26 protein-coding genes and 2 other annotated features are annotated in these 26,688 nt (G+C 52.4%); of the genes, 9 read left to right on the forward strand and 17 right to left on the reverse strand.

Going from position 1 to position 26,688, the window contains the following annotated elements; translation table 11 throughout:
• Window positions 1–42: 42 nt before the first annotated feature.
• Both EDM59_RS16330 and EDM59_RS16335 read left to right on the forward strand, forming a co-directional pair.
• Window positions 43–969 (forward strand): carbohydrate ABC transporter permease, encoded by a 927-nt coding sequence (locus tag EDM59_RS16330; protein ID WP_425455993.1) that lies wholly within the window; start codon window positions 43–45, stop codon window positions 967–969.
• Window positions 969–1,802, forward strand: a complete 834-nt coding sequence (locus EDM59_RS16335; RefSeq protein WP_122924567.1) for a carbohydrate ABC transporter permease — start codon at window positions 969–971, stop codon at window positions 1,800–1,802. The genes EDM59_RS16330 and EDM59_RS16335 overlap by 1 nt, the downstream gene beginning before the upstream one ends.
• A 58-nt stretch (window positions 1,803–1,860) precedes the next feature.
• On the opposite strand, the gene EDM59_RS16340 is transcribed toward EDM59_RS16335, so the two are convergent.
• The 9 genes from EDM59_RS16340 to nikC all read right to left on the reverse strand — a co-directional run bounded on the left by EDM59_RS16340 (window position 1,861) and on the right by nikC (window position 10,140).
• Window positions 1,861–2,304, reverse strand: coding sequence for a hypothetical protein (locus EDM59_RS16340; RefSeq protein ID WP_122924568.1), 444 nt, complete (start codon window positions 2,302–2,304; stop codon window positions 1,861–1,863).
• A 123-nt stretch (window positions 2,305–2,427) separates the two neighbouring features.
• Window positions 2,428–3,324: a DMT family transporter gene (locus tag EDM59_RS16345; protein WP_122924569.1), complete on the reverse strand. Its 897-nt coding sequence runs from the start codon at window positions 3,322–3,324 to the stop codon at window positions 2,428–2,430.
• A gap of 27 nt (window positions 3,325–3,351) precedes the next feature.
• Window positions 3,352–4,677, reverse strand: coding sequence for a sodium:solute symporter family transporter (locus EDM59_RS16350; protein WP_122924570.1), 1,326 nt, complete (start codon window positions 4,675–4,677; stop codon window positions 3,352–3,354).
• Window positions 4,674–5,378 (reverse strand): response regulator transcription factor, encoded by a 705-nt coding sequence (locus tag EDM59_RS16355; protein WP_122924571.1) that lies wholly within the window; start codon window positions 5,376–5,378, stop codon window positions 4,674–4,676. Before EDM59_RS16355 ends, EDM59_RS16350 begins: the two co-directional genes overlap by 4 nt.
• A complete protein-coding gene (locus EDM59_RS16360) occupies window positions 5,375–6,175 on the reverse strand; it encodes a sensor histidine kinase (protein WP_122924572.1) in 801 nt (266 codons plus the stop codon). Before EDM59_RS16360 ends, EDM59_RS16355 begins: the two co-directional genes overlap by 4 nt.
• 97 nt (window positions 6,176–6,272) lie before the next feature.
• On the reverse strand, window positions 6,273–7,265 hold the full coding sequence (locus tag EDM59_RS16365) for an ABC transporter ATP-binding protein (RefSeq protein WP_122924573.1): 993 nt from the start codon (window positions 7,263–7,265) through the stop codon (window positions 6,273–6,275).
• Between the two features lie 3 nt (window positions 7,266–7,268).
• Window positions 7,269–8,291 (reverse strand): ABC transporter ATP-binding protein, encoded by a 1,023-nt coding sequence (locus EDM59_RS16370; protein ID WP_122924574.1) that lies wholly within the window; start codon window positions 8,289–8,291, stop codon window positions 7,269–7,271.
• A gap of 12 nt (window positions 8,292–8,303) precedes the next feature.
• On the reverse strand, window positions 8,304–9,224 hold the full coding sequence (gene nikB, locus EDM59_RS16375) for a nickel ABC transporter permease (RefSeq protein WP_122924575.1): 921 nt from the start codon (window positions 9,222–9,224) through the stop codon (window positions 8,304–8,306).
• A 13-nt stretch (window positions 9,225–9,237) separates the two neighbouring features.
• Window positions 9,238–10,140, reverse strand: a complete 903-nt coding sequence (gene nikC, locus EDM59_RS16380) for a nickel transporter permease (RefSeq protein WP_122924576.1) — start codon at window positions 10,138–10,140, stop codon at window positions 9,238–9,240.
• A gap of 184 nt (window positions 10,141–10,324) precedes the next feature.
• Between nikC and EDM59_RS16385 the strand changes: the two genes are divergently transcribed.
• The 4 genes from EDM59_RS16385 (at window position 10,325) to EDM59_RS16400 (ending at window position 14,679) form a co-directional block, all read left to right on the forward strand.
• Entirely contained in the window at window positions 10,325–11,569 is a 1,245-nt protein-coding gene (locus EDM59_RS16385) for an amidohydrolase (protein ID WP_122924577.1), read from the forward strand.
• Between the two features lie 6 nt (window positions 11,570–11,575).
• The gene (locus tag EDM59_RS16390) at window positions 11,576–12,796 is read left to right on the forward strand and encodes an amidohydrolase (RefSeq protein WP_122924578.1); all 1,221 of its coding nucleotides are present in this window, start codon (window positions 11,576–11,578) and stop codon (window positions 12,794–12,796) included.
• A gap of 35 nt (window positions 12,797–12,831) precedes the next feature.
• A complete protein-coding gene (locus EDM59_RS16395; protein WP_122924579.1) occupies window positions 12,832–14,049 on the forward strand; it encodes an amidohydrolase family protein in 1,218 nt (405 codons plus the stop codon).
• Window positions 14,050–14,250: 201 nt separating this feature from the next.
• Window positions 14,251–14,679 carry a small multi-drug export protein gene (locus EDM59_RS16400; protein ID WP_122924580.1) on the forward strand — a complete coding sequence of 143 codons (429 nt, stop codon included), beginning with the start codon at window positions 14,251–14,253 and terminating at the stop codon, window positions 14,677–14,679.
• A gap of 187 nt (window positions 14,680–14,866) precedes the next feature.
• Here the strand turns inward: EDM59_RS16400 and EDM59_RS16405 are convergent, their stop codons facing one another.
• The 6 genes from EDM59_RS16405 to EDM59_RS16435 all read right to left on the reverse strand — a co-directional run bounded on the left by EDM59_RS16405 (window position 14,867) and on the right by EDM59_RS16435 (window position 19,448).
• The gene (locus EDM59_RS16405; RefSeq protein ID WP_246011078.1) at window positions 14,867–16,111 is read right to left on the reverse strand and encodes a copper amine oxidase N-terminal domain-containing protein; all 1,245 of its coding nucleotides are present in this window, start codon (window positions 16,109–16,111) and stop codon (window positions 14,867–14,869) included.
• 141 nt (window positions 16,112–16,252) lie between these two features.
• A complete protein-coding gene (locus EDM59_RS31695) occupies window positions 16,253–16,621 on the reverse strand; it encodes a DUF6713 family protein (protein ID WP_122924581.1) in 369 nt (122 codons plus the stop codon).
• Between the two features lie 621 nt (window positions 16,622–17,242).
• Window positions 17,243–17,371 (reverse strand): hypothetical protein, encoded by a 129-nt coding sequence (locus tag EDM59_RS31600; RefSeq protein WP_281274568.1) that lies wholly within the window; start codon window positions 17,369–17,371, stop codon window positions 17,243–17,245.
• 155 nt (window positions 17,372–17,526) lie between these two features.
• Window positions 17,527–17,661, reverse strand: coding sequence for a hypothetical protein (locus EDM59_RS31605; protein WP_281274569.1), 135 nt, complete (start codon window positions 17,659–17,661; stop codon window positions 17,527–17,529).
• A 148-nt stretch (window positions 17,662–17,809) separates the two neighbouring features.
• Entirely contained in the window at window positions 17,810–17,944 is a 135-nt protein-coding gene (locus EDM59_RS31610; protein ID WP_281274570.1) for a hypothetical protein, read from the reverse strand.
• Window positions 17,945–18,224: 280 nt separating this feature from the next.
• Window positions 18,225–19,448, reverse strand: coding sequence for an amidohydrolase family protein (locus tag EDM59_RS16435; protein WP_122924871.1), 1,224 nt, complete (start codon window positions 19,446–19,448; stop codon window positions 18,225–18,227).
• A 284-nt stretch (window positions 19,449–19,732) separates the two neighbouring features.
• Here EDM59_RS16435 and EDM59_RS16440 point away from each other — a divergent pair, with 284 nt between their 5' ends.
• The 3 genes from EDM59_RS16440 to EDM59_RS16450 all read left to right on the forward strand — a co-directional run bounded on the left by EDM59_RS16440 (window position 19,733) and on the right by EDM59_RS16450 (window position 24,543).
• Entirely contained in the window at window positions 19,733–21,196 is a 1,464-nt protein-coding gene (locus EDM59_RS16440; RefSeq protein ID WP_122924586.1) for an amidohydrolase family protein, read from the forward strand.
• A gap of 165 nt (window positions 21,197–21,361) precedes the next feature.
• Window positions 21,362–22,144, forward strand: a complete 783-nt coding sequence (locus EDM59_RS16445; protein ID WP_122924587.1) for an alpha/beta hydrolase family protein — start codon at window positions 21,362–21,364, stop codon at window positions 22,142–22,144.
• 96 nt (window positions 22,145–22,240) lie between these two features.
• Window positions 22,241–22,511, forward strand: a binding site (T-box leader).
• A 51-nt stretch (window positions 22,512–22,562) separates the two neighbouring features.
• Window positions 22,563–22,800, forward strand: a binding site (T-box leader).
• 174 nt (window positions 22,801–22,974) lie between these two features.
• Complete coding sequence (locus EDM59_RS16450) at window positions 22,975–24,543, forward strand: 2-isopropylmalate synthase (RefSeq protein ID WP_122924588.1); 1,569 nt, start codon at window positions 22,975–22,977, stop codon at window positions 24,541–24,543.
• A 54-nt stretch (window positions 24,544–24,597) separates the two neighbouring features.
• On the opposite strand, the gene EDM59_RS16455 is transcribed toward EDM59_RS16450, so the two are convergent.
• Both EDM59_RS16455 and EDM59_RS16460 read right to left on the reverse strand, forming a co-directional pair.
• Window positions 24,598–25,926 (reverse strand): sensor histidine kinase, encoded by a 1,329-nt coding sequence (locus tag EDM59_RS16455; RefSeq protein ID WP_122924589.1) that lies wholly within the window; start codon window positions 25,924–25,926, stop codon window positions 24,598–24,600.
• Complete coding sequence (locus EDM59_RS16460; RefSeq protein WP_122924590.1) at window positions 25,923–26,606, reverse strand: response regulator transcription factor; 684 nt, start codon at window positions 26,604–26,606, stop codon at window positions 25,923–25,925. The genes EDM59_RS16455 and EDM59_RS16460 overlap by 4 nt, the downstream gene beginning before the upstream one ends.
• Between the last annotated feature and the right edge of the window lie 82 nt (window positions 26,607–26,688).

The raw sequence follows: 26,688 nt of genomic DNA on the forward strand, positions 1-26,688 counted from the left end.
GAAGGGAGGAAGCCCTAGGTGCAATCAGAGAAGCCCGTCGTCATGACGAATAAGCGGGCGGCTGCAGAGCGAAAAAAGCCGTTTCGGCTGAAGGGAGAGGGCCAGTTCATTTTCTGGTGCCTCTTCCCGGCCCTGCTGTTCGTAGCTGTCTTTACGTACTATCCGCTCCTGCGTGGAGTCGTCATGTCCTTTCAAAACTACACCCTCTTTGATTTGTTGAACATACAATTCATCGGACTGGACAACTTTGTCGATGTCGTGACGAGCCCTGACTTCCCTCGAGTAGCGCTCAACAGCTTTTTCTGGGTCGTATGCTCGCTGTTTTTCCAGCTGCTTTTTGGACTGACTCTCGCCTTACTGATGCGGCGCAAATTTCGTGGAAGAGGATTCTATCAGGCGTTTGTGTTTTTTCCTTGGGCGATGTCGGGGTTTTTGATCGGGCTGATCTGGCGCTGGATGTTTAATGCCCAGTTTGGGGTCATCAACGATCTGCTGATGAAAACGGGACTCATCGATGCCCCTATTCCTTTTTTAGCGGATGGAATCTGGGCGATGGCGGCCGTCATCATCGCGAACATCTGGTACGGGGTGGCTTTCTTCGCCATCATGATTTTGGCGGCGCTGCAATCGATCCCGGAAGAGCTGTACGAAGCAGCCGCGATGGATGGGGCCAGTCGTTTCCAGCAGCTGTGGAGAATCACACTGCCTTACATCCTGCCGACCATGCTGGTGACGATCCTTTTGCGCGTCATCTGGATCTTGAACTTCCCAGACATCATTTACGCGATGACAAACGGAGGACCAGCCGGATCTACGCATATTTTCGCCACGTTCATGATCGAGAAGGTCATTTTCGGACAGGACTACGGCCAGGCATCGGCTATTGGTGTCATTATCGTGCTGATTTTGCTGCTGTTCACGGTGTTTTACGTCAAGGCGACACGAGTGGAGAAGGGAGGTGACTTCTGATGCAGCGAGAGAACGTTTGGTGGAAAACAGGCAGGGTCGTCGTGCTGGGTGGGTTCCTGGCATTCGCGATCTTCCCGCTGTATTGGATCGTCATTACTTCGCTCAAAGGACAGCAGGAAATTTTCGCGCTGCCCATACGCTATTGGCCGGAATCGGCTACGCTGCTCAACTACATGGAAATCTTTCGGATCTCTCACTTTCAGGTGTACATCTGGAACAGCTTCCTCGTATCGCTGGTTGCGTCCTCCGTGGTCGTCTTGATTGCGATGCTGGGCGGGTATGTGCTGGCGCGATTCTCCTTTCGCGGCAAAAGACAGGTGATGCTCGGATTTTTACTCACCCAGATGATTCCGATGTTCATCGGTATGGCGCCCCTGTACGTGATGATGTCACGCATGCACATCCTGAACAGTCTGGTATCGCTGATGCTCGTCTACACGGTGATGCTGATCCCGTTTTGCACCATCATCATGTCCGGATTTTTTCAGCGGATTCCAAACGCTTTGGAGGAAGCGGCGATGATAGATGGCTGCTCGCGCACTCATGCCTTGTTTCGGGTCATCGTACCCATTATGCTGCCGGGCATTGCTGCGACCTTTATTTTCGCGTTTGTCCAATGCTGGAACGAGCTGATCATGGCGGTCTTATTCATCGACGAGGAGTCCGTCAAGACGATCCCGGTCGCCATGAATGCTTTCATCAAAAAGTACGACATCGAGTGGGGGGCCATGTCGGCAGCGACCGTGCTGTCTGTGATCCCGACCATGCTGCTCTTCGCCTTTTGCCAGAAATACCTGGTGGAGGGACTGACACAGGGGGCTGTGAAAGGGTAGGAACCGAAAAGAGCACAATCCTTTTCACAGAGGATGTGCTCTTTCTCATTTTCATGTGTTATTGGGCCAGCTCGATCCGAACGATGGTTTCTTTTTGAACCGGCTGCTTTTCCAGCTCGATAATGCGCCAGTTTGGAGAAAGCGTAGAATGAACGGCAGCGAGTGCGTCATCCGTCAAACGGATTTGATCCAGCGCCGTTTCCTGTACCTGATAATCCGTTTCGGCAGTCAGTCCAAAGCGTTTGTTCAGCAGGAACTTGACACCGTTGATCGTCGTGAATTTGATTTGATAGCCCTCACGAATGGCTGTTTCCAATGTGAATGGATCTTGCTGGGCAAGCTCGAACAAATCGCTGAAATCGTAGCGGCCGCCCTCGACATCTGCGAAGGCTTGACGATTGTCAGTACGCAGCTTGTGGATGATTTCTTCATCGACAAAACCGTTGGCACGAGCCGTCTCCAGCAGCATCATTTCCCATTGTGAAAGTTTGACGGTAGACATGAAAGCTCCTCCTCGCCTGTATGTAGTATGCATCATTGATCCGCCAGGAAACCCAGATACTTACTAGTATAAAGGAGTGCGAGGGGGAATCACAACTGACCTGCTGTATTTATTCCGACTTTTTTAGTTGGATAAGGAAAGGCTTTCGTTTCGCTTTGTTGTCGCTTCCTTGGAGGTCGTTGTCAATGTCACACCAACTATAATCAGAAGAGCACCGAGGAGCTGTACGGACGTGACGGGCTTGGCAAGCAGGAAAAACCCGAAGAGCATGGCGATAAAAGGCTCCAGATTGGAGAACATCGCCGCTTTGGCGGCACCGACCTTTTGCAGCTGACTATTCCAGATCAAGGTGACGATCCCGTGCATGACGACAGCTGTCACGAATAACAAAAGCCACGAAGAAAGCTGAAGACTGACGGTCGCTGCAGGTGCGCTGATCAGAACGAACGGCAGCATGGAGCCAAATCCTATGAGATTGGAAGCAAGAGTCGTCACGAGCGGCGGCAGTCGATGTCCGAGCAGACGCACGAGGATAATCGAGATGGCAAAGGTGATCATCGTCAAAAAGATCCACAGGATGCCAGCGTCAAAATGCAGCTCGGCTCCGTTGTAGATGACGAACAGAACGCCTGCTGTCCCGATGACAGAACCGATCGCCATGCGCGGGGTCAGGGACTCCTTCAGAAAGATTGCTGCCAACATTGCTGTGACGATTGGAGTCAAAGCCAATACAAGCGCAGAAGTGGTCGGATCAGCCGTGACAAGACCTTTGTAAAAGGACCACTGGTTGATGAAGACACCGACGATCCCGAGTGTACCGAGCAGCAGCCAATCCGTCCGTGATAGAGTGGGCATCGAAAGGCGGCCGCGAGCCCAGATGAGCAAAAAGATCGTGATGAACAACAAGCGCAAGGCGGATAAAAGCAAGGGAGAGAACTCTGCGACAAGCATTTTGCCGAACACAAAGTTGCTCCCCCATGCCGTGACGCAAAAGATGAGCAGAAGATAGGAGCGCAGCATGTGACATTCTTTCCTTCCGAAGTGCAGCTAAGTACGGGCTTTCGTGCGCATGTAGTGCTTGTGTACGCTGGCGATGCACAAATAAAGGAGCAGGACGAGGGCCGTGACAGACGACGCGACCCAGATCGCTTTCATGTTGTCCACGTACAGCCTGCTGATGTACCCGCTCGCAAGCCCGGCAATGGCACTGATGATGATGAAATTGCTCGCTCTGCCCCTCGTCAGGATGATGACGATCACGGGCAAGAACAGCGAGGCGTAAATAATGCCAAAGAAAAAGAGAAGGTCGAGCAGAGTCGGCGTAAAGTACATCGTCAGACAAAAGGAGACTGCACCAGTCACGATTGCGAGGGTGTAGCCGAGACGAATTTTTTGCCGCTCACTCGCTTCCGGTCGAAACAGCTGATAGACGTTGTTCACCATGAGGCTGATCATCGAGTGCAGCCCGGCTCCAAAGGCAGAGGTGATGGCGCCAAAGGAACAGAGCACGAAAAGAACGAGCAAAAACAGGGTATCGATTTTTCGGACAAGCTCAAACAACAGGGAAAAGATGTCATGAAAGCCGCCGGAAAACAGCACGATGAAGATCATGGCCGAAAAGGCGAGGGGGATTGTCGCAAAGATCAGGCCAGACAAGAGAAAGGTAGGGACGACTTTTTTCTCCTCCATCATATAGAGCCGCTGCCACGTCGCCTGATCGACGAATACCTGCCCGAAGCCGATCAGCACGCCCGTCACGATGAAGAGCATTCCCTCGTGATTGTTTAGCACTAACAGGTACGGATGATAGAGCCGCAAGCCGTTGAAGACGTGCTCGACCCCTTTTCCGATAAAAAAGTAAACCGGTATCAGGATCGCCGTCGCAAAGGTAATCACAATCTGCACATTGGCAAAGCGATGGATAGTACGAATGCCGCCAATACCTGCAAACAGGACACAGAAGATGAAAAAACAAAGTAAACCCAAAGGGATCGGCAAACCGAACAGGATGTTCAGCAGCACGCCGCCAGCCATGCCTTGGACAAACATGCCCTCGATGCTCGTGATGAGCAGAATAGCGATCATGGCCCAATAACCAAAGGGATGCAGCTTGCTGCGCATGTAGTCACCGATGGTCATTCCGCCAGACAAATCACTGCGGACTTTGCGGCCGAGCCAGCCAAAGGCGATCAGGGCAAAAGCGCCCATCAAAGAAAAGCCGATTCCACCGAACATGCCGTATTTGACCAATGCTTCCGGGGAGCCAAAGATGGTATTTCCCGTCACCCACCTGGCGAGGATCGAGACCACACCTAGTCCGATGCCGATATGAAAAGCGCCTAAGACGTACTCGCGAAAGGATTGGTAGGTCAAGATACATTCCCCTTGTCCCGGTATTCTTTAGGCGTTTTCCCCACGACTTTGCGAAAGATTGTACTGAAGTAATGCTGGCTGTTAAAGCCTGTCCGTTCAGCTACCGTCGAAATGCTCCAGTCCGGATGGGAGAGCAGAAACTTTTTCGACATCTGAATCCGGTACTGCATCAAGTATTCGGAAAAGGAGACGCCAACCTCCTCGTGAAAACGCCGGCTGAGGTAGGTCGGGTTGATGTGCACCTCTGACGCAAGATCGGCCAGGTTGAGCTTCTCTGCAAATTTCTGGTGGATGATGTTCATCGCGTCTGTAATGATTCGCGTGTAGGCAGCCAGAGCAGGGCTTTTCTGATACTTTTGCAGGATCTCCACCAGCTCACTCTCGATGACCGGCTTGGTCAAATAGTCTTCCACGCCCAGTCGGATCGATTGCTTGGCATAGTGAAAATCCTGATAGGCTGTGACGATGATCAGATCGATGTCACTATGCTGGGCACGCAGCTCTTCGCCCAAGGCGAGGCCGGATTTTCCAGGAAGATTGATATCCAGAAAGGCGAGATGAAGAGGCACCTTCTGGCTGATCGCCATGGCCTGACTACCATCCGCTGCCTTGTATAGATTCCACAAGGGAAACATGGGCTGAATCAGAAACTCGAGCTGATCCAGCTCCAACGGTTCATCATCCACTAACAGCACGTTCATCCTCTCACCTCACTCTCATAGGGGTCGCAGAATACAAAAGGCCATACTACGAGCACCTGCGTTCCGCCTTCTTCTATAGGGGATAAAGACAACTGGGCATGGTCCCCAAAGCATAGGTGCAGCCGTCGGCGGATGTTGTCCAGGCCGTGGCCGCTCTTTTCCAGCTGAGGTTCCTCTGTCGGGGGAGCCTCATGAGAGAGGTCTTCCATGCCAGAGGATCCGTTATCGATGACTTCGAGGCGGACTTTTTCGTCTTCCGCGCTGATTCGGATCTCGAGAAGCGCCTCTCCCATTTTGCGCTCCAGTCCGTGCTTGAAAGCATTCTCGACTAAAGTCTGCAGGACGAACGGAGGGATGCAGGCGGATAACAGATCATCCGCGCAGTCGAGCTGGATGGAGAGGCGGCTGCCAAAACGCAGCTTCTGAATCTCCAAATATTGCTCGGTGTAGTCGATCTCTCTTTGCAGCGAGATGAGCGGCTCCGTCGACTTGTACTTGAATTTGAGAAACTGGGACAATACCTCGAGTGCACGCACCAGCTCGCGCGTCCGGTTCAGCCTGGCCAGACTGAGGATGACATTCAAGGTATTGAACAAAAAATGAGGCTGGATTTGCTGGTTCAGCTGGTTGTACAAGGCTTGCTGCAGCTCTTTCTCCAGCTCGATTTTCACGTTTCGATTTTCCAACAGGTCGATCCGCTTCTCAAAAATAAACAGAAACAATAAAGCAATAGCTCCTATGATAGGAGCCAAAATGAAGAACAGAATGAGCAACGTGAAACCTTCGAAACTAATCATGAGATCCCTTCTGTACGATGATTTCTCACTTGATTTGCTACAGTCCATCATAGCATGAGGAAGGTGTTGCTTTTCATTTTTATCAAATTTTAATGATTTATTGTTCAACAAGGTGGCATGCGACCTGGTGTGTGGAATGCAGGCTCGTCAGTCCAGGTACTTCTGTCTTGCAGCGCTCAACCGCATAAGGGCAGCGTGTGTGGAAACGGCATCCCGTTGGCGGGTTGATCGGGGAAGGCACATCGCCGCGCAGGATGATTCGCTCCTGCTTCTTGGTCACATCTGGTACCGGAATCGCCGAAAGCAACGCTTGGGTGTACGGATGCTTCGGGCTGTCGAACAGCGATTTTTTATCCGCGATCTCGACGATTTTACCCAGATACATTACCATGACGCGATCAGAAATGTGACGCACGACACCGAGGTCATGGGAGATGAACAAATACGTCAGCTTGAACTGGCGCTGCAGACTTTTCAGCAGGTTCAGCACCTGCGCCTGGATGGAAACGTCCAAGGCAGAAACGGCTTCGTCACAGATGATCAGCTTGGGCTGCATCGCGAGGGCACGGGCGATCCCGATCCGCTGGCGCTGTCCGCCGGAGAATTCGTGCGGGAAACGGTCGATCTGATCCGGGCGAAGACCTACGTAGCTGAGCAGCTCGATGATGCGCTCACGGCGTTGGTTTGCAGGAACGACGTTTTGAATCGCCAAGGCTTCGCCGAGAATTTGCGAAACGGATTGTCGTGGGTTGAGCGATGCGAACGGGTCCTGGAAGATGACCTGCAGATCTTTTCGCATGTCGCGCATTTGCGATTTGGACATGGCGAGCAGGTCTTTTCCTTCGAACAATACAGAGCCACTCGTCGGTTCATCCAGGCGCAGAATCGCACGTCCCGTCGTGGATTTCCCGCAGCCGGATTCGCCAACGATGCTGAGCGTCTCGCCCTCAAAAATGGTGAAGCTGATATCGTCCACCGCTTTTACATGGTTGACGGTACGGCCAAAAATGCCGCCTTTGATCGGAAAGTGCTGCTTGAGATTGTTTACCTGAAGCAACGGTTTTTTCTCGTTTGGAGCGAGTCCAGTCATGTGTTATACCCCCGTTTCCGTAGCCATCTTCGTTTGTCCATCCCATTCCGGAGTGTACATCCAGCATCGTACCTGGCTGCCGTCTGCTTGCTCGAGAAGCTCAGGCAAGCGAGTCTCGCACAGCGGTGTCGCATGCGGACAACGAGGGGCAAACCGGCATCCCACTGGCATATTGAACGGGCTTGGAACATTCCCTTTGATCGCCTGCAGCTCTTCCACGTCTTCATCGAGGCGGGGGAGGGAGTTCATCAGGCCGATCGTATACGGATGGCGAGGGTTTTCAAACAGGTTTTTCGCAGTGGTGTACTCCACGACTTTTCCTGCATACATGACGGCTACGCGATCACACGTCTCCGCAACAACACCCAGATCGTGCGTGATCATGATGATGCTCATGCCGAGCTCTATCTGCAGCTTTTTCATCAGCTCCAGAATTTGCGCCTGGATCGTTACGTCCAGTGCAGTCGTAGGCTCGTCAGCGATGAGAATTTCCGGACGACAAGCGAGTGCCATCGCGATCATGACACGCTGACGCATTCCGCCGGACAGCTCATGCGGCTCTTGCGTAGCGCGTTTCTCCGGTGAGGGGATCCCGACCAGCTTCAGCATTTCTACAGCTTTGTCCCAAGCTTCCTTTCGCCCCATGTTCTGGTGCAGCCGCAATACTTCTGCGATTTGCTCACCCACGGTGTACACTGGGTTGAGCGAGGTCATCGGCTCCTGAAAAATCATCGAGATTTCGTTGCCGCGAATGGCGCGCATCTGGGGCTCGGATCTTTTCAGCAGGTCTTGGCCTTTGAAAAGAATTTCTCCTCCTACAATTTTTCCCGGAGGACTGGCAATCAATCGCAAAATCGAAAGGGAAGTGATACTTTTTCCACAGCCTGATTCGCCAACGAGACCGAGCGTCTCTCCCTTGTTCAGAGAGAAATCAACGCCATCGACGGCCTTGCTGACACCATCGTCTGTAAAGAAGTGCGTTTGCAGATTGCGAACGTCCAGGATTTTTTCTTGTTGTCCCGGCATGGTGCTCCCTCCTTAGTTCAAGTCAATTCGTTTATTGAAATGGCGATACAGGACATCGACGAGCAGGTTTACGAAAACGAAAATAATAGAGGCGATGAGAACTCCGCCTTGAACGACAGGCAAGTCACGCATGCGGATCGCATCGACGATCAGACGTCCTAGACCGTTAATGGCAAAGACGGATTCGACGAGGACGGTACCGCCCAAGAGATAGCCGAATTGCAGACCGACGACCGTGATGATCGGGATGAGCGCGTTTTTCAGAGCGTGCTTGTAAACAATGACTGTCTCGCGCAGACCTTTTGCTTTCGCTGTGCGGATGTAGTCTTGGCGAACGACATCCAGCATACTGGAGCGAGTCATCCGTGCCACGATCGCGGCTCCCCCGGCTCCGAGCGTGATAGCTGGCAGGATCACGTGCTTCCATGTACCCCAACCGGCTACAGGCAGAAGATGCAGTTTGACCGAGAAGTAGTAGATCAGGCTCAGACCGAGCCAAAAGCTTGGTAAGGATACCCCGAGCAGGGCGACGATCATGATGGTAATATCAGCAGCAGAGTACTGCTTGGTCGCGGAGATGATACCCGCGATCATGCCGAGAACGATGGTGACGAAAATACTGGCGATAGCAAGCTCGATCGTAGCAGGCAGACGAGCCATGATCTCGTCAAACACGGGCAGGTTCGAACGCAGGGAAGTTCCCAGATCACCAGCGAAAACATCTGTTACATAATGGAAGTACTGAACCATGACAGGCTGGTCAAGACCGAGCTGTGTGCGGATATTGGCAATCGTTTCTGCAGAAGCGCCTTCCCCTGCGAGCAGTACAGCAGGGTCACCAGGGACCATCTGCATGATCAGGAAAACGACGAGAATCACACCGAGCAGGACGGGAATCATCTGCAGCAAGCGACGTATCAGGTAGACGAACATTGAGCATTCCCTCCTATTGTTTCATCCGTGGGTCGAGAGCGTCCCGCAGGCCGTCTCCGAAGATGTTGAAGCCGAGAACAAGCGTCGAAATGGCAAGCCCAGGGAACATGGCGAGGTAAGGAGCCGTGAACAAAAAGTCGCGTCCGTTACTCAGCATGGCACCCCATTCCGGCAGGGGAGGCTGTGCACCCAAGCCGAGGAAGGAAAGTCCGGCTGCCGACAAAATCGCTGTTGCAAGGCGCATAGTTGCCTGAACGATAATCGGTGACAGAATGTTTGGAAAAATATGTTTGAAGATGATAGTGAAATCGCTGGCACCCAGTGAGCGAATCGCATCGATGTACTCGAGCTTCTTTACGGTCAAGGTCGAACCGCGAACGATCCGGGCGAATACGGGAATGGAAAACACACCGACGGCGATCATCACGTTGAACAAGCTCGGTCCGAGTGCGCTTACAATGGCCAGAGAAAGCAGGATACCCGGGAATGCCAAGAGAACATCAATGACACGGGAGATGACCGTATCTACCCATTTGCCGTAGTAGCCAGCCAAGAGTCCGAGGATGATTCCAAAGAATGCTCCGATGAATACGGCGACAAAACCGACGGACATGGACAAGCGTGTCCCGTACAAGAGGCGGCTTAATACATCGCGGCCTTTGTCATCTGTTCCCATCCAGTGTTCAGCGGATGGCGGCTTAAGCTTTCCCACCAGATCAATGGCATACGGATCATGTGGGGCGATGAGTGGTGCCAACAGGGCGATCGCGATGTAGAACACAACGATAAAGCCGCCGACCATGGCAAGTTTGTTTTTGCGAAGCTTGCGATAAAAAGTGCGCCACCTGCCTGGGCGTGCAGCCGCAGTTTTGGGTGGAATGGCTTGATTGGTTGGCGTAGCGTACTCAACCTTCATGGTGCAACCCTCCTTTTGCTTAGTCCAAAGTTATCAGAAAAATGTATGAAGTAAAGGCAATTTGAACAACTCGTAAAAATAGTGAAAATAGACGTAAAGATTGTGCAAATCTAGTCTTTCCGCCTGCCTGATAATGGGGGAGAAAGGCTTGGAGAGAACCCAAAACAGAGAGGATGGATGGTGGATGGGCGTTACCTATTGGTTGACCCATGTTCGTTTAGAGACAGGCTATCGTCGGGATAACGGAGTCGTCAGCGGAACGGATGCTGCATTGTTTCACATTTTGATAAAAGACGGAAAATTTGCGCGGATCACGCCGGCGACAGAGGTACTATCTGACGGGATCGACCAGCGCGATGCTGGCGGACTCTTGGCACTGCCTTCCTTTGTGGAGAAGCATGTGCATCTCGACAAGACGCTGCTGGGCGAAGCATGGCGTGCGGTGATTCCAGTCGCAAACATCATTGAGCGCTGCGAAATCGAAAAGCGTGTGCTTCCCGGATTGCCGACTACCACGCAGGAGCGTGCGGAAAACCTGCTCGCGGTACTGCTTTCGTACGGATCTACGCACGTTCGCACACATGTAGACATTTATCCAGAGGTGGGCATTGCCAATCTGCTGGAGGTCCAAAAAGCACTCGAGACTTACAAGGACCGCGTCTCCCACGAGATCGTGGCATTCCCGCAGCACGGTCTCTTGCGTACAGGAGCAAAGGGCTTGCTGCGCGAGGCATTGGCGCAGGGAGCGACACATGTCGGGGGGGTAGACCCTGCGATGGTGGATGGCGATATCGAGGAATCACTGCATCAGATGATCGATCTGGCAGTAGAGGCAAATGCGGGAGTGGACCTGCATCTGCACGATCCAGGACACCTCGGAACGTTTACGATGAAGCGTTTGGCGGCGATGACCGTAGAGGCTGGCTTGCAAGGGAAGGTGGCGATCAGCCACGCATTTGCGCTGGGTGACATTCCTGCGCCGGAAGCGGAAGAAATGGCGACGATTCTGCGTGAAGCAGGTATTACGATCATCACGAGCGTGCCTTACAGCCGCGTGATCCCGCCCGTTCCTTTGCTGCATCAAAACGGCGTCGACGTAGCTGTTGGCTGCGACAACATTTTCGATACATGGCAGCCGTACGGAAACGGGGATGTGCTGGAGCGTCTGTGGAGATTGGCTGAACGCTCCCGTTGGCTGGATGAGCTGTCCTTGTCCCAATCGCTGCGCTTTATTACAGGAGGCAAAACGACCCTGGACGCAAATGGTACACAGCTGTGGCCAGCAGTAGGTGGAGACGCCAGCCTGGTATTGGTTGAGGCGAGCTGCACCGCAGAAGCAGTGGCGCGTCGTGCGGACCGCAAAGCCGTATTCTTCAAGGGCAACCTGGCAGCTGGAGCCCTTGATGTTGTGAACGCTGAGGAGGCTTGATCGGTCATGCCGTCCCCGTATTGGATTATCAATGCTCGCTTGGAGTGCGGATACGAGAGAGAGCGAGGTGTGATCTGCGCGACCAAGACGGAGCTTTGCGATTTGCTGATTGAAAATGGAAAGATCAGCCGGATTGTGCCTTCCAGTGAGATTTTGGAGGATGGTCTGCCGAAAAAGGATGCCCGTGGACTGCTGATCCTGCCGTCGATGGCGGAGAAGCACATCCATTTGGAAAAGACCTACTACGGTGGACCTTGGAAGGCGACCACGCCGGTAAAAAACTTGTTTGAACGGCACGAGGAAGACAAGGGATTGTTACCTAGATATTTGCAGCAATCGCGACAGGGGGCGGAAAACATCCTGTCCTTGCTGGTAGAGACAGGAGTCACCCATGTACGCACGCATTGCCACGTTGACCCGCAGGTAGGGCTTGGTTTTTTGGAAGGCATGCTCGGAGCATTTGAAACCTACGCAGGAAGACTGTCGCATGAGATTGTCGCTTTTCCTCACTATGGCATGCTTCGTACAAACGCGGCAGACAGCGTGCGAGAAGCGCTCAGGAATGGAGCGACACACGTAGGCGGTGTCGATCCTGGCGGGGTAGACGGAAACATCGAGAAGTCGCTTGCGACCATGATGGAGCTGGCCGTTGAGGCCGATGCGGATATCGACATGCATCTGCATGACCCGGGCCATCTCGGAACATTTACCATCAAGCGCTTGGCGGCGCTGACAGAAGAAGCAGGCTGGCAGGGCCGCGTCACGGTCAGTCATGCGATGGGCCTGGGAGATGTGTCCGTAGAGGAAGCGCGGGACATGGCACAGCAGCTCGCAGCTCTGGGCATTTCGATCGCATCTACCGTGCCGATCAATCGTCCTACGATTCCCATTCCTTTGCTTCAAGCTGCCGGTGTCGCCGTCATGCTCGGCAACGACTCGTTGACAGATAACTGGACGCCTTTCGGATCAGGAGATCTTCTGGAAAAAGCGGGGCGCCTGGCGGAACGTTTTCGCCTGACGGATGAGCGCTCGTTGGGTGTCGCGCTCGGATATGTTACAGAGGGAAGGATTCCGCTGGACGAGGAGGGCAACCGGATTTGGCCGCTAGTAGGAGATGAGGCAAGCCTGATGGCAGTCGAGGCGACCTGCTCTGCAGAAGCGGTGGCGAGAAGAGCCCAACGCCGTGTCGTGCTGTACCAAGGAAATCGTATCTCCGGTGAGTGGTAGATAGATCATCATACAAAGAAAGGGTGTCAGGATAGATGTCTACAGGCTATTGGATCACCAACGTCCGCTTGGAGAGCGGATACCGCAAGGAAAATGACAAGGTTGTGGCGACGGAGACACAGGTCGCACATCTTTTGATCGAAGACGGCAAAATCGCGCAAATCGCATACGGAGCATTGCCGCAGACGGAGCTGCCAAAGCAGGACGCTGCTGGGCTTCTGGCTTTGCCCACCTTCCGCGATATGCACATCCACATCGACAAGACCTATTATGGCGGTCCATGGAAAGCAGTAACGCCGATCAAGACCATTTTGGATCGCCTGTCGGAAGAAGCTACTCTCATGACGCAGCTCTTGCCGACAGCACAGGAACGCGCGGAGAAAATGCTCGCCCTCTTGCTCTCTTCGGGAACGACGCATGTTCGCTCGCACTGCAACATCGATCCTTATATCGGACTGAAAAACCTGGAGGCAACGCTGGCTGCGATCGAGACCTTCAAAGGCAAGCTCAGCTGCGAAATCGTGGCATTCCCGCAGCAAGGACTCTTGCGCAGCAACCAGGTGGAGAACATCCGGGAGGCATTGAAAATGGGCGCGACTTACGTTGGCGGCGTCGACCCGGCTAATGTGGATCAGAACATCGAGAAGTCGCTCTCGACTGTGTTTGAACTGGCGGTCGAGGCGGATGCGCCAATCGATTTGCATCTGCACGATCCCGATTACTTGGGTATTTTCACATTCAAGCGCCTGGCAAAAATGACAGAGGACGCGGGCTGGAAGGGAAGAGTCACGATCAGCCACGCCAACTCGCTGGGAGACATCAGCCTGGCAGAAGCAGCAGAGGTAGCGGAAATGCTGGCAGAGCAAGGCATCTCCATCACCAGCACGGTTCCCGTCATCAAACCGACCATCCCGATCCCCTTGCTGCATGAAAAAGGCGTGTCGGTATCTCTTGGGGACGACAGCATCACAGACCACTGGTCGCCATTTGGCCAAGGGGACAGTCTGGAGAAAGCAGGCCGCCTCGCAGAGCGTTTCCGCATGCAGGACGAGCGTTCTCTCTCGCAAGCACTGGGCTTCATCACGGGCCACAAGACGCCTTTGGACAAAGAAGGCAACCGTCAATGGCCAAATGTAGGCGACGACGCCGACATCGTATTCCTCCACGCAGCTTCGGCTGGGGAAGCAGTAGCACGTCGCTCCAAGCGTCAAGCCGTGATGTTTAAAGGCAACATCGTTCACGGTTCTTTGTAAGCAGCCGTTCAGGGAAGTAGCGTAAAGATAAGCGAGATGGGTGTCTCCAGGAGCAGTGGAAGCTGCTGAAGAGACACCCTTTTGATTTTCAAATGGGAGGGTATATCCTAATTTCTCCAGAATGGTAACTTTATGTTTGCTTGAAACGTCTCACAATAGATAGGGAAAAGACGACAACGAGAGGGGACAAAACGGATCACCATGGATGGGGTATGGAAATGGGGTAGTGTTTTCGGAACGAGCATGCTGGAGCTGTGGGCAGCTATTCCGCTTGGTTTTGCCTTGCAGCTTCCTGCGGTAGTCACCGGCTTCCTCAGTGCTATCGGAGCGATTGCGAGTGCCGGTATGGTCATCTTCTTGGGAGGATCACTTCGCAGCTGGCTAATCAAGCGTTTTGAGAAAAAAGGAAAAAGGCAAGGGCGAATGGTTCGCATTTGGGACAAATATGGAGTGATCGGACTTGGATTAGCTTCGCCGTTGATCACGGGGGCCCCACTGGGAGCAGCGATTGGGATTTCACTCGGTGCTCCGACTGGTAAGCTAATGGGGTGGATGTCGGTGGGAATTGTGATCTGGAGTGTCATCCTAACCGCTGCCGTATCCTTAGGTTTCCTCCAATTTTTTCAGTAATCGTGTACAAGAAACACAAAAACCCGCTCAGGCGGGTTTTTCTCGTGGTGAGAGGGAGCTTTTCATTCATTCGTTCTTCTGCCAATAACTTGACTGAACGAGGCAAAGACGAAGCGCCTCAAGTCAATCGGCTCCATTTCCGGAGGCATGATGATCCCTCTTGTTTCAAGGGAGGGAGGAACCCGCGTTATCGTAGTCGCTCCGATTTTTTCGTTAATGCTGCCCAACTCGTATAGTCGTGAACAGCAAATCCTGCAAAGCTTGAAAATCGAGAAAGCTGCTCCCTTGCGATTTGCAGCTCGGTTTTCATCGCTTCTGTACTTGATTCATAAAACGAAGTGAAATCGCCTTCCGAATTCGGGGCCGTTTCCACCGCAATAATCACTTTCTTTTTGAGGGTGTGTGCTTCTCTCAAGATTGCATTGGCATTGGCAACGATCCCATCTCTCCCTAAAGCCGTGTTCCGATAATCCATAATGACGAGTGTATCGACTTTCTCCAACAGCCATGCGCTAAAGCTGTAGCTTGTGCCAGGGACTTTGACCATGGGAAGCCAGAAAGGAACGTCCACACTCAGCTTCATGCCGCTTGCTTTTGCCTCTCGCTCAATCAAACGCATATTGTCCATCCACTGCAGCGTGACCTGCTGCTGGTTTGTTTTCCATTCAGGCAGCAAATAGGGCTCAATATCGAAGTGAAGACCTGCGAATTGTGCATCTGGTTCCACGCCTTCATTGAAGGCTTTTACCCAGGAAATGAATGTGCGGATCTGGTCTTGATATGCGGGAAGGGCCCACTGCGGCCGTCCTGCGAGGGCTTCTACTTCCATCTGTTTTTCCTTTGCCTTTCGAATGAATTGCTCATAGGAAGAGGAAGGTACACTTTTATCAAACTGAAGGTAGAGAGATGTCACTTGATTTTCGCTGGCAAACGCCAAAATCTTATCCGGCTCTGTCTGGATGAGGGCAGCATCCCAAATCCATGTGCCTTGCTGAAAGGGAGTCGTCACGTTAACCAGATTACGCTCGGCGTCCCAAGTGATTCCGGCGTCAAGGGCTTCGCCAATGAAGCGAAGAGGTACCATCGTGCGACCGTTCCTGATCACCGCAGGGGCATCTAATGCGACGGATTTCCCATTCACCAGAGCATGATTTTGACCGATAGAGAGCAGGATCGTGGTTTCATTTTTCTTGAGCGTTACTTGATTCGACTGCTCATTCCATTTCACACTCAGTCCAAGCGCTTCCGCCAGAAACCGTGCTGGAACCATCGTCCGACTCGTCCCCGGTTCAACAAAAGGAACGGCATCGGGAAATGCCACCGTCTCACCATTTACCGCGATTTGAACCGGGGAAGCGGAGAAAGCTGGCAATGAGTTAACCGTACCGAGCAGGGCAACTAGCATGAAGGCTAACACGAGTTTACACTTCATAGATAGGAACCTCGTATCTTCCAATTTGCTCGCTCACCTACAAACTGCGCAGGAAGCGTCCCTTCATTGTACGATAATCCACACGTCATCCGCCTGATTACAAGGTTGCCATCCGCTTCGTACTTCGGACCTGATTTGTACTCAGTTTTGAAACAGGAGGAGGAAATGGATAGACGCAAGAAGTCCCATGGAGTAAATGATGGTTCTTGAAAAGGTATTGTTAAATTCATTACGGGGGTGCTTTTCAAAAAATAGGTGCAGGATCGCATGTAGGATAAAGAATGAATCCAGGACCCAAAAAGTAACCGTCTGATAGTTGCTAAAAAGAAAACAGAGAATGATCGTGTAAAGCGGAAGGTGAATCAACGTGAAGACTCGATAAGCTTTAGATTCTTCCATATCCTTTAGCACGATAAACAATCTCCACTCAGAACGTCTAATCGCATCCATTTCGTGCAGGAGAAATAGAGATAGGTTAAACAAGAATAACACCTGCAAGAAACTAGGCATTTACAAACCTCCTACCATTTTCTTACTTGATGTTACTACACTTAGATAAAGAAAGAGGTCAAATTGAAAATTGATCACAACATTATCCTATTTGGGAAACCTGTATCCGGATGACGAAAGTCTTCGGAAGCTGCACTCCAGTAGTAAAAAGCGGCAGCTTTGAGCCTCAAAAGGCCAAAAGCTGCCGAGAACCTACCGAGAACCTACCCTCACAATGCTACCAAGCCCAAGCTATCGAAAAAAAAGGCAACGCCAGAGAAGAATTTTTCCAGGCGGAGCGACTGTGGAGTCCAGCCCAGCGGAGCGGCGGTTGGCGGGCAAAAGAAACGCAACCTGTAAAAACGGCGAAGCGGCTACCGCTTTTGCGTTTCCCCGCCAGACGTTGCGCAGCGACCAGTGAATCCCCCAGCAGGACGGAGCCCGGAGCGAAGAATGGAAAAATTCTTCGCCCCCGCGGAAGCCACATTTCAAGAAAGCTCCCCCCAGAATCCGCCCTCATAACGCTACAAAGCCCAAGCTATCGAAAAAAAAGCAACGTCAGAGAAGAATTTTTCCAGGCGGAGCGACTGTGGAGTCCAGCCCAGCGGAGCGACGGTTGGCGGGCAAAAGAAACGCAACCTGCTAATGCAGCGAAGCGGCTACCGCTTTTGCGTTTCCCCGCCAGACGTTGCGCAGCGACCAGTGAATCCCCCAGCAGGACGGAGCCCGGAGCGAAGAATGGAAAAATTCTTCGCCCCGCGGATGCCACATTTCAAGAAAGCTCCCCCCAGAACCCGCCCTCATGACGCTGCCAAGCCCAAGCTATCGAAAAAAAAGCAACGCCAGAGAAGAATTTTTCCAGGCGGAGCGACTGTGGAGTCCAGCCCAGCGGAGCGACGGTTGGCGGGCAAAAGAAACGCAACCTGCTAAGGCAGCGAAGCGGCTACCGCTTTTGCGTTTCCCCGCCAGACGTTGCGCAGCGACCAGTGAATCCCCCAGCAGGACGGAGCCCGGAGCGAAGAATGGAAAAATTCTTCTCCCCCGCGGAAGCCACATTTCAAGAAAGCTCCCCCAGAACCCGCCCTCATGACGCTGCCAAGCCCAAGCTATCGAAAAAAGGCAACGCCAGAGAAGAATTTTTCCAGGCGGAGCGACTGTGGAGTCCAGCCCAGCGGAGCGACGGTTGGCGGGCAAAAGAAACGCAACGTGCTAAGGCAGCGAAGCGGCTACCGCTTTTGCGTTTCCCCGCCAGACGTTGCGCAGCGACCAGTGAAACCCCCAGCGGGACGGAGCCCGGAGCGAAGAATGGAAAAATTCTTCTCCCCCGCGGAAGCCACATTTCAAGAAAGCTCCCCCCAGAATCCGCCATCACGACGCTCCCAAGCCCAAGCTATCGAAAAAAGGCAACGCCAGAGAAGAATTTTTCCAGGCGGAGCGACTGTGGAGTCCGGCCCAGCGGAGCGACGGTTGGCGGGCAAAAGAAACGCAACCTGTAAAAACGGCGAAGCGGCTACCCCTTTTGCGTTTCCCCGCCAGACGTTGCGCAGCGACCAGTGAAACCCCCAGCAGGACGGAGCCTGGAGCGAAGAATGGAAAAATTCTTCGCCCCCGCGGCAGCCACATTTCAAGAAAGCTCCCCCAAAACGATACGCCCCTTAAACATAACAGCTGGACGACGAGAACGTCTCGCCACGGCTTCTGCCGAGCAGCTCGCTTCAGCAAAAACGATGCTTGCTTCGTCCCCAACCTTTGGCCAGAGACGATTTCCTTCTTTGTCCAATGTCGTTTTTCCACCGGTAATGAAGAACAGCGACTGAACAAGAGAACGCTCATCTACCCAACGGTATCGCTCCACAAGACGGTTCAGCTTCTCCAGCATGTCCCCGGTGCCATAAGGAGACCAGGAATCGTAGAAGCCATCGTAGCCAAGAGCGACGCGAACGCCTTTTTCATGCAGGATGGGTACAGGCGGCATCGGACGATTAATCGGAACCGTCGTCATAATCTGCACACCATTTTGGGCGAGACGGTCTGCCATTTCCGCGCTTTCCTCAGGGGAGACATCACCCAGGGCAAAAGCGTGACTAATCGCCATCCGGTTTTGCCAGCCAGCTTCTTCTGTCAGATCCATGATACGCTTGATTGTATAGAAGCCAAGTGTACCGGGATCGTGCAGGTGGATATCGACATCTGCATTGGCTTCAACCGCGATGTCCATCATTTCGCGCAGGGAGCCTTCCAGCTCGTTATCGATGCCAGCAGGATCCAATCCGCCGACGTGGGTTGCCCCTTCGCGCATAGCCTGTCTCATGAGATCGCTAGCCTTCGTACGAAGTAGGCCTTGCTGCGGGAACGCCACGATTTCGTAGGTCATTTTGTCGCTGTAGGATTCGAGGGCTTCACGTACACCCTCGAGGTTTTTCAGCCCGATAAACGGATCGATATTTACATGCGTCCGCACATGAGTTGCACCGCCCGCGAGCAGCCAGGAGAGCATGGCTTGCGCACGCTGCTTGGTCGTACCCGAGATCAGCGGCATTTCCTTTTCTTCAAACTGCAGACGATCGATGAGCTTTTTCGGAGGCAGACATGATTTCCAGGCTGCACCGGCATACGTTTTATCCAGATGATTATGCTTTTCTACAAATGAGGGGAGTGCCAAAAGCCCTTTTGCATCTTGGATCGGCAGCGTTGTGTCCAAAGGCTGCTCCGCCGACTCGATTCGCGCAATTCGTCCGTCTTCAACGAGCAAGTGAGACAGCTCCGTGAGCGTGTGGTCGACCCCATCGTCTCCCGTTTCAAAACCGCTGTCCAGGCGTACATTCGTTAACCAAAAAGCATTCGTCATGCAATGATCCGTCCCTTCGCATTTATCTCTATCCATAATCTCTCTTAGAGGAAACTCCTCACTAGTAAATTGTACGGAATATTTCGAACATCTAGGTTCAGGTTCTTTACTTTTTTTTGCATGATCTTTACGTATTGGGGGAAAGGTCGCTATTTTCGCAAAGGAGTAAAGATTGTGCAAATACAGGTAAAGCGAATGAAACACAGTTGCCAGAATATTTTATACGATAGCCTGAGGTAGGTCTGGACACATCGCTGGGAGAAAATACGAGGGGGAATCGCAGGATGAAAACGAAAGTCACAGCCACATACGTGATCGGCTTTGATGGGGACGACCACATCATCATCCGCAATGGAGAAGTGGTATACGAGAATGACACGATTTTGTATGTGGGCCAAAAATACGAGGGACATGCCGATGAAGTGATTGACGCAGGAAACGCGGTGATCAGCCCGGGATTTATCGATTTGAATGCCTTAGGCGACATTGATCATGATATCGTGCATTTGGAGGTACCTGCCAGCCGATCGAAAAATCTGCTTTGGTCCGAGCAGTATTACGAGAGTGGCTACCATGAAGTCATGACTCCGGAAGAAGAGGCGTTCAAATCCTTATATGCCTACAGCCAGCTGATCTTAAATGGCGTGACGACTGCGATGCCGATCACATCCGTCTTTTACAAGCGTTGGGCGGAAACGTACGAGGAGCTGGCGGCAGCAGCCAATCATGCAGGTCGCTTGGGTCTGCGGATGTATATGGGGCCAAGCTATCAGTCGGGGATGCGTGTGGTCAAAGAAAACGGAGAAATCGAGGTACTGTGGAACGAAGAAGAAGGTCGTGCTGGACTTGAGCGCGCCGTTCAGTTCGTCAAAGATTTCGATGGAGCGCATAACGGCCTAATCCGGGGAATGCTCGCACCAGAGCGCATCGAGACGCAGACACCGGAAAACCTGATCCAAACAAAACGATACAGTGAAGAGCTGGGCTGTCCGATTCGTCTGCACGCAGCACAGGGCAGCTTTGAATACAACGAGATGCACCGCCGTCACAGCATGTCGCCTGTTCAGTTCCTGCACAGCATCGGTTTCCTGGGGGAGCGTACGGCCATTCCGCACGCTCACTACGTTCCAGGGTACAGTGGCGCGACGATCGGGGAAGGGGACGACCTCGCGATTTTACAGGAGACGGGTACGACCGTCATTCATTGCCCACTGGTAATTGGACGTCACGGAGATGCGCTGGAGACTTTTGCGCGCTACAAGCGTCGTGGTATCAACATCGCGATCGGTACGGACACCTTCCCGCCAGACTTTATTCAAAACATCCGTACGGCAAGCATGTTCTCCCGCCTTCTGGAGAGAGATGTCACCGATTCGTCTTACGCAGATATTTTCCGTGCAGCTACTTTGGGGGGAGCTCGCTTCCTCGGCAGAGAGGATCTTGGTAGACTGGCGCCGGGAGCAAAAGCGGATTTGATCGCAATCGACCTGGACGGCTTCCACTTGGGACCAATCGAAGACCCGATTCGCACACTGATCATGTCGGGCTCAGGCCGCGACGTCAAGCTGTCGATCATTAATGGACGTGTCGTCATGAAGGACCGCCTGATTCCAGGTCTCGATCTGGAGGAAATCAAGGCAAAGGGGCAGCGCTACTTTGAAAAAATGAAACTGGGCTACGTTGAGAGAGACTACCAGCAGCTCGGGGCAGAAGAGCTGTTTACGCCTTCGTTTCGCGTGCAAAAGTAGGGAGCCGCAATCGAGCTAGATAAAAACACAAGCACAGCCTCGCTTCGAAAGAGCAGGTTGTGCTTTTTTGCAAATTGGCAGAGTCAGTCAAAGGGTTTTTATGCAAAATATTGAAAAAATGATGAGCAGAAAGGTATAATCAATCCTTATGAGGAGGGGAGTGCCGTGAAAGACCACAAATGGATTGAGCGTAACGGAAAACGTCTGTCTGCGATGATTCACATGCCGGAACGAGAGGAAAATCCACCAGTCGTTATTCTTTGTCACGGATTTACAGGGGAAAAAGTCGGAGGCAATCAGTTCGTATTAGGTCTGGCCCATGCAGTGGAAGCTGCAGGCTTTGCAGCCGTTCGATTTGACTTCTCCGGCTCTGGGGAAAGTGCGGGAGAATTTGCTCGTGATACGACCATTTCCGGATGGAAGGATGACCTGAACACAGTCGTGGAATGGGTCCATGAGCAGCCATCTTTTCAAAAGTCTCCGATCTATGTGCTCGGCCATAGTCTGGGTGGGTGCATCGCTTTGCTTCACGATGACACGAAAATACCGGTAGCAGGAAGAATTGCTCTGGCTCCAGTCATCCATCCCAGGGAAAACTTCCATGACATCATCCTGGGCCCCGAGCTTTGGGCTGCGGCAGAGTCCGGAGAGACCATCTCGCATTTTTATGGCAAAGCGATGTCCTTGCAGCCGGATTTTGTTCGGGATCTGATCGAGAAGGGACATGCTCCCATAAAAGCTTCCCAAAACTATGAAAACCCTGTACTCCTCATTCATGGAACAGCAGATACAGCGGTGCCGGCAGAAGGCTCGAAGCAGTTTGCCCAAGCTTACGAGGGACGCGTAGACCTATTCTTGATGGAGGAGGCGGACCATAGCTTCGCCCGACAAGTAGAGGAGCTGCAGGGGAAAATCGTAGATTGGCTTACAGAACAGAGCCATTCTTGAAATGACGAAATGTTGATGGATCAAATGAATTTTTTCAAAAAGAGTCATTGACAAGGGCAGCCAAAGCGAATAGAATTTCAAACAACAAGAACAACGTATAACGCGAAGAACGGGAACAGTAAGTGGTCTGATCTGTAAAGAGAGCTGCGGGACGGTGCGACGCAGTCAGAGAAGCCAGTGAAGCTCGCCCGGGAGCGGCAGGACTGAAATCGGATGTAGCGCTGCACCGAAGCCAGTAAGTCCTGACGGTTAACCTCCGTGATCGGGTCGTGCGGAACAGTTTGATTCCGTACATGAGGTGGACTTCTGGCGTAAGCTGGGGTCAACGAGAGTGGTACCGCGATAGACAAGGTCTGTCGTCTCTTCGATAGAGACGGCGGGCCTTTTTTTGTACAGTAAGAATTTAAAATAGCATAGAACAAACGCGAAGAACGGGAGCTAGTAAAGCAATATTCTTGTCCAGAGAGCTGCGGGACGGTGCGACGCAGTCAAGAGTAGCTTGAATCTCACCCGGGAGCGGCAAGGTTGAACCCCTGATGGGGACGGTAGACCTTGACGGAATCACCCCACGTCATCGGGGTTATGAGGTGGATCCCCAGCGAAGGGGGATCAACGAGAGTGGTACCGCGGCAGCTGACAGGCCTGTCGTCTCTTGTATAGGAGACGGCGGGCTTTTTTTTAACGTATAAGAATTTATAAGCGTAATGCTTATGAATTCTGGAGCGCATGGAAACGTTCCGCTAAAACGCGGTCGCTCCTCCATGGGATGGCCTCGATAGAGGTTTTCTTATTCCCGAAAAACAAAAACAACCTTTGAGGAGGCAATACCCATGACAAAACGAATCCATATTTTCGATACAACCCTGCGTGACGGCGAACAAGCGCCAGGAGCATCCCTGCATCCCGAGCAAAAGATCGTAATCGCAAAACAGCTGGCAGAACTCGGTGTGGATGTGATTGAGCCGGGCTTCCCGATTTCCAGTCCTGGTGATTTTATGGCGGTGCAACGAATTTCCCAAGAGGTGCATGGCGTCGAAATCTGTGGCTTTGCCCGCGCAGTGAAGGAGGATATCGATGCTGCCGTTCGCGCTACAGAGGCAGCTGAGCGACGCAGACTGCATATGTTCCTGTCTTCCTCCAACATTCATCTGGACTTCCAGCTGCGCAAGTCGCGCGAGCAAGTCATTCAGATTGCCCGGGAGATGATTGCCTACGGGAAGCAATTCGTGGACAGAATTGAGTTTTCCCCTATGGATGCGACCCGTACAGGAGACGAGTTCCTGTTTGAGATGATCGAGGCGGCGATTGAAGAAGGGGGGACCATCATCAACATCCCGGATACAGTGGGATACGCACTGCCGGAAGAGTATGGAGCGATGTTCACCCGCGTCATGAAAAACGTCCGTGGCAGCGACAGAGTAGAGTTTAGCGCCCATTGCCACAACGACCTTGGCCTTGCCGTTGCCAACAGCCTTGCTGCGATCAAGGCGGGTGTGACACAGGTGGAAGTAACGGTAAACGGTGTCGGAGAGCGTGCAGGGAACTGCTCACTTGAGGAGCTCGTGATGGCGATTGAAACGCGCAAGGAAGCGCTGGATGCGGAGACGGGCATTCGTCCGGAGCATATTTACACGACCTCGCAAAAGGTCAGCCGTGCGATGAGCTTCCCGATCGCTTTCAACAAGCCGATCGTCGGTCGCAACGCTTTCCAGCACGAAGCGGGCATTCACCAGGACGGCCTGTTGAAAGAGCGCAGCACCTACGAAATCATGGACCCAGAGAAGCTGGGCGTGCCGCGCAACATGATCATTCTCGGCAAGCACTCCGGACGCCATGCGATCAAGCATCGTGTCAACGAGTTTGGGGTACAGCTGAATGAGGAACAGATGGAAACTCTGTACAATCAATTCAAAGAACTGGCCGACAAGCAAAAAGTGGTACAGGACCATCAGCTGCTCGAGCTGGTCGGACACACCGTCAATGCGGTGCTGGAGCCATTTACGCTGGTCAATGCGCAGGTGTTGACCGGAACTTCCGGCAACCGGATGGCATCCTGCACGATCACAAACAACGTCACAAAAGAAGAGCAGACATACTCTGGCACAGGCGAAGGTCCAGTCGAAGCTTTGGTGGCAGGCATCAAGCAGGCGCTGCCGATCGAGGTGGAGTTCACCGATATGGAGCTGTATTCCCTCTCTTCCGGAGAACACGCGACCGGGGAAGCGATCGTGACAGTCAGCGCAAACGGCAGTCATTTCAAGGGCGTATCCGAGCACCGCGACGTACTGATGGCAGTGGCACAGGCATTTATGGCTGCGAGCAATCAGGCCGTACGCGACTACGAGGCAAGAGTCGCCATTCATGAACAGGAGCAAGTGCTCGAAGCGTTTTTCTCTTGATACACCACGCCAGATTAAACGAGCAAGCCCAGTCTATAGAAGACTGGGCTTGTTTCATTCTGCTGCTTGCAGAGGCAAAGCGATTTTGATGCCGAGACCGCCTTTTTCTGGCAAGTACGCATGGATGCGGCCGTCCTGCTTCTCGACCATTCCCTTGCAGATCGCAAGCCCGAGACCACTGCCGTTCTTGACCTTTGACCGCGCTTTGTCTACGCGATAAAAAGGCTCAAATATTTTTTGCAGCTCTTCTTCAGGGACTCCGGGTCCGTTGTCCTCCAGCTCGAATATCGCCATATCGTTTTCCGTATAGACGCGGAAAGAGATATGAACCTCACATTGTGTCAATGAGTGGTTGAGCGAGTTGTGAATGACGTTTGCAAAGACACGGCGAATGCGCTGCTCGTCCACGAATAGGATGGGGTTCCCCTGAATGGAGCAGGAGCAGCTGAGCTTGGCAGAAAATGTTGGCAGCTCCTCTTCGTATTCCGAAGCGATCGATCGCACGAAAGAATGAAGAGGTACTCTCTTTCGGACCAGGAGCGGGTGATTGGCATTCTGCACGTACTCTGTGAGGTCCTGGGTCAGCTTTTCAATCTCCGTCGCTTTGCGGTAGATGATCTGGTAGTATTCCTGGCGCTTTTCCTCTGATTGGACACGTCCACGCATCAGACGCTCCATATACCCTTTGATCGAGGTGAGCGGTGTTTTTAGATCATGGGAGATTGCCGCCATGGCTGCAGACTGCCTGTGCTTTTCCAGAGAGAGGGTCTCATTGGCTTTAAGCAGGGAGCTGTAGATTTTTTCCCATTCCATTTCGTTCGGGTAGGGAGGAAAATCGGATTTGATGAGATCACTGTGCTTTTTGTAGAACGTCACGAGCGGCAGCATGGCTAACCTCCTACTATAGATGCCCAAGAAGACGGTTGACAGGCAAAAGAGCAAAACGGCTACGGCGAGAATGTGACTGGAAGACTGAACAGGCCGCAGCATATCCCAGGTGACGGGATGCGTAAAGGTAAAGTCGTACCGATGCTTTTGATCGGTGTATTGATCATCCTGCAGCGTGACTGAGAAAATGTTGTGCGACAGCGAGTCAGCTGTAATGGATTTTCCCTTCTCACGGTCATACATGCTGATGCGCATAGAGTGGTCCTGCGCGTAGCTGTACAAAAATGTCCGAGTCTCGTCTGGCTTCCCGCGGAATTCATTGATTTCATTAATAAATTGGCGGTCCTGCTGCTGGAATTGGTGGCGCAGTTTTTCCCATTCAGTGGCAAAGTCCGCGATTTCAAATTTCCAATAATAAAGGCCAAGAAGGATGAGGCTGAGCAAAAGGACGATGCCATGCGCGATCAGCATTTTCAACTGAATATGATGTCTCACTGCATGTCACCAACAAATTTGTATCCGATACCCCAGACCGTTTTGATGTAATGCTTGTCATGCTCCAGTTTCGAGCGCAAATTTTTAATGTGTACAGTGACGGTGTTGATATCTCCGTACTCGGTTTCTCCCCAGATGGCGTTGTAGATTTGCTCGCGGCTGAGCACGCGATTCGCATTTTCCGCCAAATATAAAAGAATCTGAAATTCTTTGGTCGACAGATCGATCCGTTTATCATGATGAAACACTTCAAAGGTGTCCTTGTTAATAACCAGGTTTCCACTGTGAATCGTTTTGGCGGCGGATATGTATCGATTTTCCCTGCGCAGATGCGCGCGTACCCGGGCGATCAGCTCTGAAATGCTGAAAGGCTTCAAAATATAATCGTCCGCACCGACTTCCAAGCCGATAATCCGATCCAGCTCCCGATCTTTGGCGCTCAAGAATAAGATGGGAATATTGACGACATTCCGTATTTTGCGGCAAACATCAAGACCGTCCATTTCCGGCATCATGATGTCCAGCAGGATCAGGGAGAGGGAAGGATCAAGGGCTTTTTCCATGGCTTCCTTGCCGTTGTGCGCTTCAATCGTGACAAATCCTTCATCCTGAAAGCTTTCGGCGAGCAACCGGACAATATCCGGATCGTCGTCAGCGATTAAGATCGTAGGGGTGTTCATTTAGAAAGACCTCCTTATTCACCATTATTATAAAATAGTTGCGTTACCTAGGCATATAAGGAGTAAATGCCTTCCCAGTAAA

Origin of the sequence: Brevibacillus nitrificans (assembly GCF_003710965.1) — a bacterium.
GTDB lineage: Bacteria > Bacillota > Bacilli > Brevibacillales > Brevibacillaceae > Brevibacillus > Brevibacillus centrosporus.